At 57.0% G+C, this 13,123-nt stretch carries 15 protein-coding genes and 2 tRNA genes; 11 read left to right on the top strand and 6 right to left on the bottom strand.

The window, feature by feature from the left end:
• The first annotated feature begins 25 nt into the window (after positions 1 to 25).
• Genes rutA through rutG form a run of 7 tightly spaced genes read left to right on the top strand, consistent with a single transcriptional unit; the run spans position 26 to position 5,600 of the window.
• Entirely contained in the window at positions 26 to 1,117 is a 1,092-nt protein-coding gene (gene rutA / locus ABEH87_RS06685; protein WP_346575065.1) for a pyrimidine utilization protein A, read from the top strand.
• Positions 1,118 to 1,155: 38 nt separating this feature from the next.
• Complete coding sequence (rutB, locus tag ABEH87_RS06690; protein WP_346576170.1) at positions 1,156 to 1,863, top strand: pyrimidine utilization protein B; 708 nt, start codon at positions 1,156 to 1,158, stop codon at positions 1,861 to 1,863.
• Positions 1,864 to 1,889: 26 nt separating this feature from the next.
• On the top strand, positions 1,890 to 2,276 hold the full coding sequence (gene rutC, locus ABEH87_RS06695) for a pyrimidine utilization protein C (RefSeq protein WP_346575067.1): 387 nt from the start codon (positions 1,890 to 1,892) through the stop codon (positions 2,274 to 2,276).
• A 10-nt stretch (positions 2,277 to 2,286) separates the two neighbouring features.
• Positions 2,287 to 3,111, top strand: a complete 825-nt coding sequence (gene rutD, locus ABEH87_RS06700) for a pyrimidine utilization protein D (RefSeq protein WP_346575069.1) — start codon at positions 2,287 to 2,289, stop codon at positions 3,109 to 3,111.
• Positions 3,096 to 3,686: a malonic semialdehyde reductase gene (locus ABEH87_RS06705; protein ID WP_346575071.1), complete on the top strand. Its 591-nt coding sequence runs from the start codon at positions 3,096 to 3,098 to the stop codon at positions 3,684 to 3,686. The genes rutD and ABEH87_RS06705 overlap by 16 nt, the downstream gene beginning before the upstream one ends.
• 9 nt (positions 3,687 to 3,695) lie before the next feature.
• Entirely contained in the window at positions 3,696 to 4,220 is a 525-nt protein-coding gene (gene rutF, locus ABEH87_RS06710; RefSeq protein ID WP_346575073.1) for an NADH-dependent FMN reductase RutF, read from the top strand.
• A gap of 51 nt (positions 4,221 to 4,271) precedes the next feature.
• Entirely contained in the window at positions 4,272 to 5,600 is a 1,329-nt protein-coding gene (rutG, locus tag ABEH87_RS06715; RefSeq protein ID WP_346575075.1) for a pyrimidine utilization transport protein G, read from the top strand.
• Positions 5,601 to 5,632: 32 nt separating this feature from the next.
• Here rutG and ABEH87_RS06720 read toward each other — a convergent pair whose 3' ends face one another.
• The gene (locus tag ABEH87_RS06720) at positions 5,633 to 6,538 is read right to left on the bottom strand and encodes a DMT family transporter (protein WP_346575077.1); all 906 of its coding nucleotides are present in this window, start codon (positions 6,536 to 6,538) and stop codon (positions 5,633 to 5,635) included.
• A gap of 118 nt (positions 6,539 to 6,656) precedes the next feature.
• Positions 6,657 to 6,845, bottom strand: coding sequence for a general stress protein (locus ABEH87_RS06725; RefSeq protein ID WP_346575079.1), 189 nt, complete (start codon positions 6,843 to 6,845; stop codon positions 6,657 to 6,659).
• A 320-nt stretch (positions 6,846 to 7,165) separates the two neighbouring features.
• On the opposite strand from ABEH87_RS06725, the gene ABEH87_RS06730 reads away from it, so the two are divergent.
• Positions 7,166 to 7,396 carry a YccJ family protein gene (locus ABEH87_RS06730; RefSeq protein ID WP_346575081.1) on the top strand — a complete coding sequence of 77 codons (231 nt, stop codon included), beginning with the start codon at positions 7,166 to 7,168 and terminating at the stop codon, positions 7,394 to 7,396.
• 166 nt (positions 7,397 to 7,562) lie between these two features.
• A complete protein-coding gene (locus ABEH87_RS06735) occupies positions 7,563 to 8,936 on the top strand; it encodes an NAD-dependent succinate-semialdehyde dehydrogenase (protein WP_346575083.1) in 1,374 nt (457 codons plus the stop codon).
• Positions 8,937 to 9,055: 119 nt separating this feature from the next.
• On the opposite strand, the gene agp is transcribed toward ABEH87_RS06735, so the two are convergent.
• The 3 genes from agp to ABEH87_RS06750 form a co-directional block, all read right to left on the bottom strand.
• Complete coding sequence (gene agp / locus ABEH87_RS06740) at positions 9,056 to 10,663, bottom strand: bifunctional glucose-1-phosphatase/inositol phosphatase (protein WP_346575085.1); 1,608 nt, start codon at positions 10,661 to 10,663, stop codon at positions 9,056 to 9,058.
• Positions 10,664 to 11,031: 368 nt separating this feature from the next.
• Positions 11,032 to 11,119: transfer RNA gene (locus ABEH87_RS06745), tRNA-Ser, on the bottom strand.
• A gap of 242 nt (positions 11,120 to 11,361) precedes the next feature.
• Positions 11,362 to 11,449: transfer RNA gene (locus tag ABEH87_RS06750), tRNA-Ser, on the bottom strand.
• A 228-nt stretch (positions 11,450 to 11,677) separates the two neighbouring features.
• On the opposite strand from ABEH87_RS06750, the gene yccA reads away from it, so the two are divergent.
• Positions 11,678 to 12,334 (top strand): FtsH protease modulator YccA, encoded by a 657-nt coding sequence (yccA, locus tag ABEH87_RS06755; RefSeq protein WP_346575087.1) that lies wholly within the window; start codon positions 11,678 to 11,680, stop codon positions 12,332 to 12,334.
• 104 nt (positions 12,335 to 12,438) lie between these two features.
• A complete protein-coding gene (gene tusE, locus ABEH87_RS06760; protein WP_346575089.1) occupies positions 12,439 to 12,765 on the top strand; it encodes a sulfurtransferase TusE in 327 nt (108 codons plus the stop codon).
• A gap of 3 nt (positions 12,766 to 12,768) precedes the next feature.
• Here the strand turns inward: tusE and yccX are convergent, their stop codons facing one another.
• Entirely contained in the window at positions 12,769 to 13,047 is a 279-nt protein-coding gene (gene yccX / locus ABEH87_RS06765; RefSeq protein ID WP_346575091.1) for an acylphosphatase, read from the bottom strand.
• Positions 13,048 to 13,123: the final 76 nt, after the last annotated feature.

Here is a 13,123-nt window from a genome sequence, read left to right on the forward strand (position 1 = left end):
CTTTCACTTACGCAGAGGATGTCTCATGAAAATTGGTGTTTTTATCCCGATCGGTAATAACGGCTGGCTGATCTCCAACAACGCGCCGCAGTACATGCCGACCTTTGAACTGAACAAAGCCATCGTGCAGAAGGCCGAGCATTATCATTTCGACTTCGCCCTGTCGATGATCAAACTGCGTGGTTTTGGGGGGAAAACGGAGTTCTGGGACCATAACCTGGAGTCTTTCACCCTGATGGCCGGTCTGGCAGCCGTCACGTCGCGCATTGAAATCTATGCCACTGCCGCCACCCTGACTCTGCCCCCGGCCATTGTGGCGCGCATGGCCTCCACCATCGACTCTATCTCCGGTGGCCGCTTCGGCGTTAACCTGGTCACCGGCTGGCAGAAACCTGAATACGATCAGATGGGGCTGTGGCCGGGCGATGAGTATTTCTCACGCCGCTATGACTATCTCACTGAATACGTCAGCGTGCTGCGCGACCTCTGGGGCAGCGGTAAATCCGACCTCAAGGGGGAATTCTTTACCATGAATGACTGCCGCCTCAGCCCGCAGCCGCAGAAACCGATGAAGGTGATCTGCGCCGGTCAGAGCGATGCCGGCATGGCGTTTTCGGCAAAACATGCTGACTATAACTTCTGCTTCGGCAAGGGTGTGAATACCCCCACCGCATTCGCCCCTACGGCAGCACGGATGAAAACCGCTGCGGATGCCGAAGGGCGTGACGTCGGCTCCTATGTGCTGTTCATGATCATCGCCGATGAAACCGACGAGGCCGCCCGCGCTAAATGGGAACACTATAAAGAAGGGGCGGATGAAGAGGCACTGTCATGGCTGACCACCCAGAGCCAGCAGGATAAGCGCTCCGGCAGTGACACCAACGTGCGCCAGATGGCAGACCCGACCTCCGCCGTGAACATCAATATGGGAACGCTCGTTGGATCTTACGCTAACGTCGCCCGCATGCTGGATGATGTCGCCAGCGTAGACGGGACCCAGGGCGTACTGCTGACCTTTGATGACTTCCTGCAGGGAATTGAAAACTTTGGCGAGCGCATTCAGCCGCTGATGCAGTGCCGTCTTGACGTAATTGATGCCGCACAGGAGGTCGCGTAATGAAGAATAAACCTGCCGTGGTCTGCACCACCGCATCGATGCAAAATGCAATCACCCTGCCCGCGCGCCCGGAAGCGATTGTTTTCCCGCCGGAGCAGACGGCCCTGATCGTCGTCGATATGCAGAATGCCTACGCCACCACCGGCGGCTACCTCGACCTCGCCGGGTTTGACGTCTCGGCCACCCGCCCGGTCATCGACCAGATTAACGTGGCGGTGAAAGCCGCACGCGAGGCCGGTATCCAGATTATCTGGTTCCAGAATGGCTGGGACGATCAGTACGTCGAAGCCGGCGGCCCCGGCTCACCCAACTGGCATAAATCTAACGCGCTGAAAACCATGCGTCAGAACCCGGAACTGCAGGGCACCCTGCTGGCAAAGGGCGGCTGGGATTATGAACTGGTCGATCAGCTGACGCCGCAGGCAGGCGACATCGTATTGCCAAAACCGCGCTACAGCGGCTTCTTTAATACTGCTCTGGACAGCATGCTGCGCAGCCGGGGGATCCGCCATCTGGTGTTTACCGGCATTGCCACCAACGTCTGCGTGGAGTCCACGCTGCGCGATGGTTTCTTCCTGGAGTATTTCGGTATCGTGCTGGAAGACGCCACCTATCAGGCCGGTCCGCTGTTTGCCCAGCAGGCAGCGATCTTCAATATTGAAACGTTCTTCGGCTGGGTCTCTGACGTTGGCAGCTTCTGTCGTGCGCTGCAAACCGAACCGGCTAACGCCGCCCAGACCGCCTGACCCTGACGCACTGACGGAGACCTCTCATGCCAAAAACGATTATCACCCCACCGGGCACCAGCGTTCCTATTGCTCCTTTTGTACCGGGCACGCTGGCTGACGGCGTGGTGTATGTGTCCGGCACGCTGCCGTTCGATAAAGACAACAATGTGGTGCACGTTGGCGATGCGGCCGCCCAGACCCGCCACGTGCTGGAAACGATCAAAAGCGTGATCGAAACGGCAGGTGGCACGATGGACGACGTGACCTTCAACTCCATTTTCATTACCGACTGGAGCAATTATGCGGCGGTCAATGCCGTGTATGCCGACTATTTTCCGGGGGAAAAACCGGCCCGCTTCTGCATTCAGTGTGGGCTGGTGAAACCCGATGCGCTGATTGAAATTGCCAGCATCGCCCATATCGGTAAATAAGGAGTTCACTATGCATATTGAGCTGTCAGGCCGCGAGGATCCGGGAGCCAGAACCGTGGTGTTATCTGCCGGGCTGGGCGGACTGGGAAGCTTCTGGCTACCGCAGATGAACCTGCTGCGTAAGGCGTTTCGCGTGGTGGTCTATGACCAGCGCGGCACCGGGCGCAGCCCCGACAGCCTGCCTGAAGGCTACAGTATGCAGCAGATGGCCGCTGAGCTGGCGACCCTGCTGGAACAGCACGATATCCGGCAGTTCGATATTGTCGGCCATGCGCTCGGGGGCATGGTCGCTCTGCAGCTGGCGCTCGATTACCCCGGGCGCGTATCGCGTCTGGTGCTGGTTAACGGCTGGCTGCAACTGGATGCCCATACCCGCCGCTGTTTCCGCGTGCGTCAGGATCTGCTGCTGAATGTCGGGGTCGAGGCGTTTGTCCGCGCCCAGCCGCTGTTTCTTTACCCCGCTGACTGGCTGTCGGAGCACCAGGCACGCATTGAAGCGGAAGATGCCCTGCATATCACCCATTTCCAGGGCACGGAAAATCTGCTCAAGCGCCTGCATGCCCTGATGGCCTGCGATTACAGTGAGCAGGCTGCACAGATAACCCAACCGGTGCTGCTGCTCTGCTCTCGCGACGATCTGCTGGTGCCCTGGACCTGCTCTGAACAGCTGCTGGCCGCACTGCCGAACGCCACCCTGCAACGGATGAACTGGGGGGGGCATGCGATGAGCGTCACCGACAGTAGTACATTTAATCACCTGCTGATGAGCTGGCTGCAAAATGACAGCCTGGCCGCCAATACCCCCGATCTGGAGCCCCTATGGCAGACGCCCTGAATACTCTCGCCCTTGACACCCTGTTCGACAAGGCCCGCACCTTTAACGGCTGGCAGGATCGGCCGGTGACCGACGCCCAGCTGGAGGATGTTTACCAGCGGGTACGTCTGGGCCCCACGTCGGCAAACTGCTGCCCGGCCCGGTTCTTTTTTGTGCGCAGCGCGGAGGCCAAAGCCCGCCTGAAGCCCACGCTTTCCAGCGGTAACCTGGAGAAAACAATGACGGCCCCGGTCACGGCGATCGTCGCCTGGGATCCGAAGTTTTACGACCGGCTGCCAGAACTGTTCCCCCATGCCGACGCCCGTGCCTGGTTTACCAGCAGCCCGGCGCTGGCGGAAGAAACCGCCTTTCGCAACAGTTCCCTGCAGGCCGCGTACCTGATCACCGCCTGTCGCGCCCTCGGGCTGGATACCGGCCCGATGTCCGGCTTTGACCGCGGGCTCGTTGATGCTGCGTTTTTTGCCGACAGCGGCTGGAAAAGTAACCTGTTGATTAACATCGGCTACGGCGACACCAGCAAAGTCTATACCCGCCTGCCACGTCTCGATTTTTCCACCGCCTGCGTGATTGAGTAAGGAGCCCGAATGACACTTTCCACCCCATCTGCGACCCCGGTCAGCAGCGTAGAGAAGCTGCAGTTCCGTAACGCCATGGCGCGCCTCGGCGCTGCCGTCAATATCATCACCACTGACGGCCCCGCCGGACGTGCCGGGTTTACTGCCTCGGCGGTGTGTAGCGTCACCGATACGCCCCCCACCCTGCTGGTGTGCCTGAACCGTTCCGCCTCGGTGTATGACACCTTCAGGGAGAACAGAAAGCTCTGCGTGAATACGCTGGCGGCAGGACATGAGGATTTATCAACGCTGTTCGGGGGGAAAACCCCGATGGACGAACGCTTCATCGCCGCCGACTGGTCAACGCTGGCCACCGGTTCTCCCATCCTCAGCGGGGCGCTGGCCTCATTTGACTGTGTGGTGACCCAGGTAATGAGCGTCGGCACCCACGACATCCTGGTATGCGAGGCCCAGGCGCTGGTATTCAGCGACAGCAGCCACGGCCTCATCTGGTTCGACCGTGGCTATCATCCGCTGCCACAAAAGTGTTTCTGATCCCGGCGCTCTCACACCGGTCAATGTAGTGCTCACACTCTGGAGATAACGATGGCAGGTTCCTGGTTCCCTCAATGGTCGAAAACGACGGCGGCGACAACCGGTATTGTCGCGCCTGATGAAACACTGCCCCTCGGGCAGACGGTAGTGATGGGCCTGCAGCATGCGGTGGCGATGTTTGGTGCCACGGTGCTGATGCCTTTACTGATGGGGCTGGACCCGAATCTGTCGATCCTGATGTCAGGAGTGGGTACGCTGCTGTTCTTCCTGATCACCGGCGGGCGCGTTCCCAGCTATCTTGGCTCCAGCGCGGCATTTGTCGGCGTGGTGATCGCGGTGACCGGCTTCAGCGGTCAGGGGCTGAACCCCAACCTCAGCGTGGCGCTGGGCGGAATCATTGTCTGCGGACTGGTCTATACGCTGATCGGCTTTGTGGTGATGAAAGCCGGTACGCGCTGGATTGAAAAAATGATGCCGCCGGTGGTTACCGGTGCGGTGGTGATGGCGATTGGCCTGAATCTGGCCCCGATTGCAGTACGCGGCGTTTCGGCTTCGATGTTCGACAGCTGGATGGCGGTAATGACCGTGCTGTGTATTGGCGTGGTGGCAGTCTTCACCCGCGGCATGGTACAGCGCCTGCTGATCCTTGTCGGGCTAATTGTCGCCTGGGCCATCTACGCGCTGCTGACCAATGGTTTAGGCCTCGGCAAGCCCGTGGACTTCAGCCTGCTGGCGAATGCGCCGTGGTTTGGTATGCCGCTGATCACCAGCCCGACGTTCAGCACCCAGGCGATGGTGATGATTGCCCCGGTGGCAGTGATTCTGGTGGCAGAGAACCTCGGTCACATCAAGGCGGTGGCCGGAATGACCGGACGCAATCTCGACCCGTATATGGGCCGGGCGTTTGTCGGTGACGGCGTAGCGACCATGCTCTCCGGTAGCGTGGGCGGCAGCGGTGTCACCACCTACGCGGAGAATATCGGCGTGATGGCGGTGACCAAGGTTTACTCCACGCTGGTGTTTGTGGCGGCGGCGCTGATTGCCCTGGTACTCGGCTTCTCACCGAAGTTTGGCGCATTAATCCACACCATTCCCGGCCCGGTCATTGGCGGTGCTTCGATTGTGGTCTTCGGCCTGATCGCCGTGGCCGGGGCACGTATCTGGGTGCAGAATCATGTTGACCTCAGCCAGAACGGCAATCTGATTATGGTGGCCGTAACGCTGGTACTGGGGGCGGGAGACTTCGCGCTCAGGATCGGCAGCTTTACGCTGGGCGGCATTGGAACAGCGACCTTCGGCGCCATTTTACTTAATGCCCTTCTCAGCCATAAACGTGCCGCGGCGCTGAGCGGCGGTAGCGTGGTGCGTCAGGATAGTTAACCTTATGCAGGTCGGGGCATGCCCCGACCGTTCTACACCGGCCGGTCTGAAGGCTGTTTTCTGCGTTTCAGCTTCAGTTCGCTGACCAGCACGCCCAGCACGATCAGCGCCCCACCCAGCAGCGCAATGGCGGGCATTCTCTCCCCGGCAATGCGCCCGACAATTCCTGCCCACACCGGTTCACCCGCGTAAATGACCGTTGCCCGCGTGGGTGACACGCTGCGCTGCGCCCAGTTCATTGTCACCTGAATCAGCGCGCTGGCCATCCCCAACCCCACGGCACTGTACAACAGATAGGGACTGAACGGAGGCACCGACTCGCCGTTAGGCACCATCATGATAAAACCAAACAGCGACGCCGCCGCCAGCTGGATCACCGTGACGCGCTGCACATTCACTTTGCCTGCGCTGGCACCGATCAGGATGATTTCCGCCGCGATAGCCAGCGTACTGAGCAGCGTGGCAATCTCTCCTGCATTAAAGGCCATCTCGCCACCGTCAGGCCCGGCGAGCAGCAGCAGCCCGGCAAAAGCCAGCACAATGCCAACCCATGACATCAGACCCGGTAAACGGCCGAGAAACAGCCACTGCAACAGAGGGACGAGCGGCACATAAAGCGCGGTGATAAATGCCGATTTGCTGCTGGAAATCGTCTGCATACCGTAGGTTTGCAGCCCATAGCCCAGACCAATCGCCAGGCCTATCAACGCGCCTGCTTTCACTTCATACCAGGTGACCCCGCGCAGCACGCGCCAGGAGACCGCCCCCAGCAGCAGCGCCGCCGTGGCAAAGCGTACGCCGATAAACCAGAAGGGACCACTGACCGTCATCGCATGATGCACTGCCAGGAAAGTACCTCCCCAGACCATAGTAATGAGGATCAGCACCCCCTCCTGGGGATTCACTGCAAATTTATAACGGGATAAAAAACCGGACATCAGCGTACTCTGCAAAAAATTTGGCGTCAGTGTGCTGGGTTCGCTGCGAGGGGTCAAGCGCTGAGAATGGGGTTGATTCTTCGCCGCCGGAGAACCCGACGGCGGGCGGCATTCCTGCTCAGTCAGCGTCGTCCGTTTTATTTTTACTGCCGCGACTATTGCGGCCGCCTTTTTCTCCTGCCAGAGAGGCGCGCTTCGGGTCATTTTTAAAATTTCCCCCACTCACCTGGCCACCTTTACGTCCTGCTTCTGATGCTCTTTGACGGTCTTCAGCGAAATTTCCAGACCCACCACGATGTTCTGCCATTTCTTACCTCCGAATAGTTAAGACATCATACTGCATTGTGCCAGTTCAGCCTGAGCTGACCGCCAGCAATGGCGACAGACGCCGTTGTCTGCTGCGTTAGTAAGCATAGTGTATTCAGGCAGGAATGTGCCTCAGCAACCGCTTTACCAGCCGTCCTCGTGGGGAAACAGGCTGATTTATCCCATTAATTTTTTTTAATTCATCAGGACAATAAATGTGGGCCGGCTGAGTTTTTAAACAAACATTGATCTGATAACGGGCAGCTAACGACCTGTCTTCTATACTGATTAATCCGACAATGAAAACGACAGGAGAGCATCATGGCAACACAACAATCCAAAGCACATCACGTTGGCGAGTGGGCCAGCCTGCGCGGAACGTCACCCGAAATCGCGGAAGCCATCTTTGAGGTCGCTGACTATGATGAGCGACTGGCGGAAGGGATCTGGGCACAACAGGGCAGCGATGAAGTGCTGATACGTGCCTTTGATAAAACCGATGCCGACGTCCTGACCTGGGATAACAAGGTGGTTGAACGTAAAAACGTTTAACGCGACGGCGGGTCAAGTTGCCCGCCCTGCTCTTCCCATCGTTCCCCCTTAATGAGACTCGTCCGAGAACTCTCCCCTCTGCCGTACTGTCGACTATGCTTTACATCGGGTTGAATTAACACAGCCAGAACCCGGCTGATTACTGACACTATCCAAAGGAGGCTAAATGCCGTACCAGACGATTAATCCCGCAAGTAATAAGCTGATCAAATCCTGGCCCGACCACAGCGACAGCCAGATTGAACAGGCGCTGGCCACGGCGGACGCACTGTATCACTCTGACTGGTCAAAAGGCCCGATTCAGCCGCGCGTGCAGGTGCTGAAGAAAATGGCCGATCTGATTGATGGCCGCGTTGATGAGCTGGCAGAAGCCGCCAGCGTTGAAATGGGTAAACTGATTGAGCAAAGTCGCGGCGAAGTGCAGCTGTGCGCACAGATCGCCCGCTACTATGCTGAAAACGCTGAGCGTTTTCTTGCTCCGACCCCCTATCCCACTGAACTGGGTGACGCCTGGGTTGAGAACCACCCGATAGGCGTACTGGTGGCCGTTGAGCCCTGGAACTTCCCGTTCTACCAGTTAATGCGCGTGCTGGCCCCTAATCTTGCCGCCGGTAACCCGGTGCTGGCAAAACATGCGCAGAACGTTCCGCACTGTGCCTCACTGTTTGAGTCTCTGGTGACGGAAGCCGGTGCGCCAGCAGGTGCCTGGACCAATATCTTTGCCAGCAATGAGCAGGTCGCCACGCTGATTGCCGACGACCGCGTTCAGGGCGCAGCCCTGACCGGTTCGGAACGTGCCGGTAGTGCGGTAGCGCAGCAGGCGGGGAAATATCTGAAAAAGACCACCCTCGAACTGGGCGGTAACGATGTCTTTGTGGTGCTGGATGACTGCGACCTCGACAAAGCCGTGAAGGCCGGTGTCGGTGCCCGTCTCAGCAACTGCGGCCAGGTTTGTACCGCAGCGAAACGTTTCCTGGTGCATGAGAAAGTGGCCGATCGTTTTATTGAAAAAATGAAGGAAGCCTTCAGCGCAGTCAAAATTGGCGATCCGCTGGATGCCAGCACCACTCTCGGCCCGCTCTCTTCTGCCACCGCGCGCGACAGCCTGCACAAGCAGGTTGAGCAGGCAAAAGCTAAAGGGGCGAAAGTGCTGCTGGGTGGCGCACCGGTGCCGGGGGAAGGCTGTTTCTATCAGCCAACTATCCTGACGGGCATCACGCGCGATAACCCGGCCTGGTTCGAGGAGTTTTTCGGCCCGGTGGCGCAGGTCTACGTTGTGAAAAGTGACGATGAAGTGGTAAAACTGGCCAACGATTCGCACTACGGCCTGGGGGGTTCGGTATTTACCAACGACATCGCCCGAGGTAAAGCGCTGGCATCACGTATTGAAACCGGGATGGTCTACATTAACTCGGCGACAAATACGGCGGCAGAACTGCCGTTTGGTGGCGTCAAACGCTCAGGCTATGGCCGCGAACTTTCCGATCTTGGCATCAAAGAGTTTGTGAACCAGAAGCTGGTGGTGGTCAGCAAAGACTAAGGCGGAAGATCCTGAACAAGGCTCAGCCGCTGCCGTGAATACTGGCAATAAAAAGGGGCGACCGGTTAACCGGTCGCCCCTCTTCTTTATATCTTACGGGGCAATTCTGCCCCATTCGATCAGTTAGCCGCAGGTTTTGCCGCTTCAGCCTTATCCGCTTTCGCTTTTTCAGCGGCTGCTTTATCCGCTGCCGCTTTATCGGCCGTGGCTTTCTCTGCGGCGGCTTTATCTTTTGCCGCCTGTTCCGCCGCCGCTTTATCAGCAGCCGCTTTGTCTTTCACCGCCTTGTCGGCAGCAGCCTTATCAGCGGCCGCTTTTTCCGCAGAGGCTTTTGCCTCAGCGGCTTTGTCTGCGGCAGCCTGATCGGCTGCCGCTTTGTCGGCCAGTGTCTTATTGACGACGGCTTTTTCGTCCGCCGGTTTAGCTACCGGAGCTGCTGCTGCCGCTGGCGCGGGTGTTGGTTCAGCGACCTGGAGCGGTGTACCCTGCAGTGATTTATTCAGTACCTGGGTGAACTGATCCCATGAACAGAACCCATTCGCATCGGTCGGGCAGCCCGCCATTTGCAGCGTAACGCGCTTCGGTGGATTATCCAGAGACAGTGGCTCCGCATCGCGCAGCTGGCTGACCGACTGGTAAACGTACTCGACCTTAACCAGCTCACGATCGTTTTTCTTGTCATGCCAGCGCTGGAACTGAACCATGCCGCCAATAGGCGTTTGTTCATTTTGTCCCGGCAGGTCATAAGGTTTAAAGTCCAGTGCCGTCAGCAGCGAGGCAATATTCGAGTCGTGCCCGACCATCAGCGTCACTTTTGGCGCAGTGGCTTTATCCTGGTCGACCAGCATACTGCGGATATAATCCACCAGCGGGGCTGCAACCTCGCGGGCGACGACCGGTGAAGTGAACAGCGTGTCCTGATAGCCATTTTTAATGGCGGCCAGCTCTTTCCACTGCTCAGGCGTTTTAATCTGCCCCCAGGCAACCTGCTCCATTGGGAAACCTTCATAGTATTGCAGGGTGAAGGCATCAACCAGCGAGTTTCCGACTTTCAGCGGGCCGGAGACATTCGGTTCTTTACCATTGTCAGCACTGAATTTGTTCTGATTGGTACTGGAAAGGTCGCACTGTTTTTTACCGCTACAGGCCGGTGAATTTTTGTAGTCGATAATTTTTTCCAGACGCTGGAATGCCGGTTTCAACGCCAGCTTTTCGCCTTCGCTGTTGATGGCGGTCAGCGCCTGCTTATTGAAATCTTCGCTATCGTTGGTGATCACTGGGTTAAATACTGGATCCATCGATCCCATTTCATCCTGGTGAGACACGGCAATATCACAGCCAGGGAACGCACCGGTGATAAAGAACTGCGCCGTCGCAACGGTCCGTTGCAGGCTGTTGGCGTAGGCGTAAACGTCATCTGGCGTTGGGCACTCACCGTCTTTCACCAGCCCCTGCTGTGCCAGCCATTCACGGGTGTAGCGCCCCATGTACACTTCCAGCACGCCCCCTTTGGTGGTCAACTGCCCGCCCGGTACATCCCACTTAGGCCAGGCTTTTTTAGTGGCCTGCGCCAGTACGCTGCCGTTATCGGCTAACGGCGCACGAAGGTTGTGGCGGCTCATCATCAGGACTTGCTCAAGCTGATAATCGCTGTCAGCAGCCCAGACAGGCACGGTGGAAAGTGCGGAGCAAACGGCTAACGCACAGAGGCTAAACTTTTTGATCATGTGTGTATTCCATTGATTCAAAGGGTGAACGTGCTGGCCGGCATCCCATGCAGCGCAGAAAACAGTGCATCAACACTCACTTACCACAACCGCTCTCCAGAGTAAAAAGAGCCGTGGCATGCAGACTTGTCATAATGAGAATATAGCAGACTCTGCCCCAGACGGTTTAGTGGCTTCAGGAGTTTGAAAAGAAACAAGATGTTTTTAAGAATGATCTAATCGCGTGCATGCAACGAAAATAGCAGGAAGCCAGGGAAAACTGAAGGATGTTAGCGTATTCCCGACATGTTTACTGTTGCCCGGAAGCCGGGAATCCACAGCGGAAAACAAAAAACCCCGCGCTTTTTCAAGCACGGGGTCAGAATGGATGGTGGAAGCGTAGAGATTCGAACTCTAGAACGGTTTCCCGTCGCCGGTTTTCAAGACCGGTGCCTTCAGCCACTCGGCCACGCTTCCACACGCACCAGCTAATGAGAAGTCTCTCGCTAACTGATGGAGCGCAGTATAGGAGATGTTTTGCAGTTTGCCAACACTAATTTTGGCTACTTTGTTGATTTTGTGAGCATTTGTGATTGTTTGCTGTAAAAACCAGCAGCAGACGTTGAAACGGGTAAGTTACAGCAGCAACCAGGAGAGAAATTTGTTTTATCACGCCCATAGCAAAACGGGCCAGCTATAAGCTGACCCGTTGGATTTGATGGTGGAAGCGTAGAGATTCGAACTCTAGAACGGTTTCCCGTCGCCGGTTTTCAAGACCGGTGCCTTCAGCCACTCGGCCACGCTTCCACAGTGGGGCGCACTATAAACATCCCTGTTCGGCTTGTAAAGTGGGTTTTGCACCAGACACGCAAAAAAGAGCCTGAAAACATTCGATTGCTGATAATATCGCCAGACTGTTCAGCGATTCACCCTGTTAGCGAGTAAAGAAGGGTAAAACGCCTTCCCCCCCAATGCCGCGCTGCCTATTCTGCCTGACAGACTGCTTATTATTTTAGTGACCCTAAGAGGTGATTTATGGATCGCATTGTTTCCTCCACGCGCGAAAGCTCGTTACTCAGTACACACAGAGTTCTGCGTAATACCTATTTCCTGCTTGGCCTGACCTTAGCGTTTTCTGCGCTGACCGCGACACTGAGCACGGTTTTTGCCCTGCCGGCACCTGGGTTAATTCTGATGCTGGTGGGTTTTTACGGTCTGATGTTTCTGACCTACCGCCTGGCTAACAGCCCGACGGGTATCCTGGCTGCGTTCGCCTTTACCGGTTTCCTGGGTTACTGCCTGGGTCCGATCCTGAACAGCTTCCTGTCTGCTGGGATGGGTGATGTGATTGGTCTGGCGTTGGGCGGAACGGCACTGGTGTTCTTCTGCTGCTCGGCCTATGTGCTGACCACGCGTAAGGATATGTCATTCCTGTCCGGCATGATGATGGCCGGTTTCGTGGTGCTGCTGATTGCCGTTGTGGCGAATATCTTCCTCAACATCCCTGCCCTGCACATGGCAATCAGCGTGCTGTTTGTGCTGTTCTCTACCGGAGCGATCCTGTGGGAAACCAGTAACATTATTCACGGCGGTGAAACCAACTACATCCGTGCGACCGTCAGCCTGTATGTCTCTATCTACAATATCTTCGTCAGCCTGTTGAGCCTGCTGGGAATGTCCCGCAGTAACTAAGGCATACTGATGACGTGAATAAAGCCCCGCACTGCGGGGCTTTATTTTTGGCTGATGGAAAAGTTTGCTAAACTGAGCGCCGGTTTACAGAACGAGGCAACAGCGTGCAGTTTGACGGCATAGAAATTGAGCGCGACGCGCAGGGCTATCTGAAATCCACCGCGGCGTGGAGCGAAGGTCTGGCCCCGCTGCTGGCGGAAGAAGAAGGCATTGAGCTGAGTGAGGCTCACTGGGAAGTCGTGCATTTTGTGCGCGATTTCTACCTGGAGTTCAACACCTCACCCGCCGTGCGGATGCTGGTGAAAGCAATGGCGCAAAAATACGGTGAAGAGAAAGGAAACAGCCGGTATCTTTTCCGGCTGTTTCCGAAAGGCCCGGCCAAACAGGCGACGAAAATTGCCGGGCTGCCGAAACCGGCCAGGTGCCTGTAAGGGTTATACCGTGGTAAATCCGTGCGGCATATGGGTGGGATGGTGCGGCTCTGCCAGCACTTTATCGACCCTGGCGCTGCGCGGCCCTCCCGCTTTTAACCACGCCAGCAGCGTCTCAACGTGCCGGGCCTCCCCGCAGGCCAGCACTTCCACGCTGCCATCATCCAGATTTTTTGCATAGCCCCTGACGCCCAACTCTCTTGCCTCTCGCTGGGTGTTGTAACGAAACCCGACGCCCTGCACCATACCGTGAACCCATACGCGGATACAGATGATTGCCATTATTCCTCCTGAGACTAACACCGTTTGCATTTTCGCAGTCCGCACCGGACAATATCGCCTGATTCTCTAAATGTAA

This window comes from Erwinia sp. Eh17-17 (assembly GCF_039675725.1).
In the GTDB taxonomy this organism is placed as follows: domain Bacteria; phylum Pseudomonadota; class Gammaproteobacteria; order Enterobacterales; family Enterobacteriaceae; genus Erwinia.

Bases quoted from the DNA above. Each gene is read 5' to 3' on its own strand.
- rutA (WP_346575065.1), top strand. From the start codon at position 26: ATGAAAATTGGTGTTTTTATCCCGATCGGTAATAACGGCTGGCTGATC.
- ABEH87_RS06725 (WP_346575079.1), bottom strand. From the start codon at position 6,845: ATGGCAGAACATCGTGGTGGGTCTGGAAATTTCGCTGAAGACCGTCAA.
- ABEH87_RS06705 (WP_346575071.1), top strand. From the start codon at position 3,096: ATGGCAGACGCCCTGAATACTCTCGCCCTTGACACCCTGTTCGACAAG.
- ABEH87_RS06730 (WP_346575081.1), top strand. From the start codon at position 7,166: ATGGCAACACAACAATCCAAAGCACATCACGTTGGCGAGTGGGCCAGC.
- yccX (WP_346575091.1), bottom strand. From the start codon at position 13,047: ATGGCAATCATCTGTATCCGCGTATGGGTTCACGGTATGGTGCAGGGC.
- ABEH87_RS06720 (WP_346575077.1), bottom strand. From the start codon at position 6,538: ATGTCCGGTTTTTTATCCCGTTATAAATTTGCAGTGAATCCCCAGGAG.
- ABEH87_RS06735 (WP_346575083.1), top strand. From the start codon at position 7,563: ATGCCGTACCAGACGATTAATCCCGCAAGTAATAAGCTGATCAAATCC.
- rutG (WP_346575075.1), top strand. From the start codon at position 4,272: ATGGCAGGTTCCTGGTTCCCTCAATGGTCGAAAACGACGGCGGCGACA.
- rutF (WP_346575073.1), top strand. From the start codon at position 3,696: ATGACACTTTCCACCCCATCTGCGACCCCGGTCAGCAGCGTAGAGAAG.
- rutD (WP_346575069.1), top strand. From the start codon at position 2,287: ATGCATATTGAGCTGTCAGGCCGCGAGGATCCGGGAGCCAGAACCGTG.
- yccA (WP_346575087.1), top strand. From the start codon at position 11,678: ATGGATCGCATTGTTTCCTCCACGCGCGAAAGCTCGTTACTCAGTACA.
- rutB (WP_346576170.1), top strand. From the start codon at position 1,156: ATGCAAAATGCAATCACCCTGCCCGCGCGCCCGGAAGCGATTGTTTTC.
- rutC (WP_346575067.1), top strand. From the start codon at position 1,890: ATGCCAAAAACGATTATCACCCCACCGGGCACCAGCGTTCCTATTGCT.
- agp (WP_346575085.1), bottom strand. From the start codon at position 10,663: ATGATCAAAAAGTTTAGCCTCTGTGCGTTAGCCGTTTGCTCCGCACTT.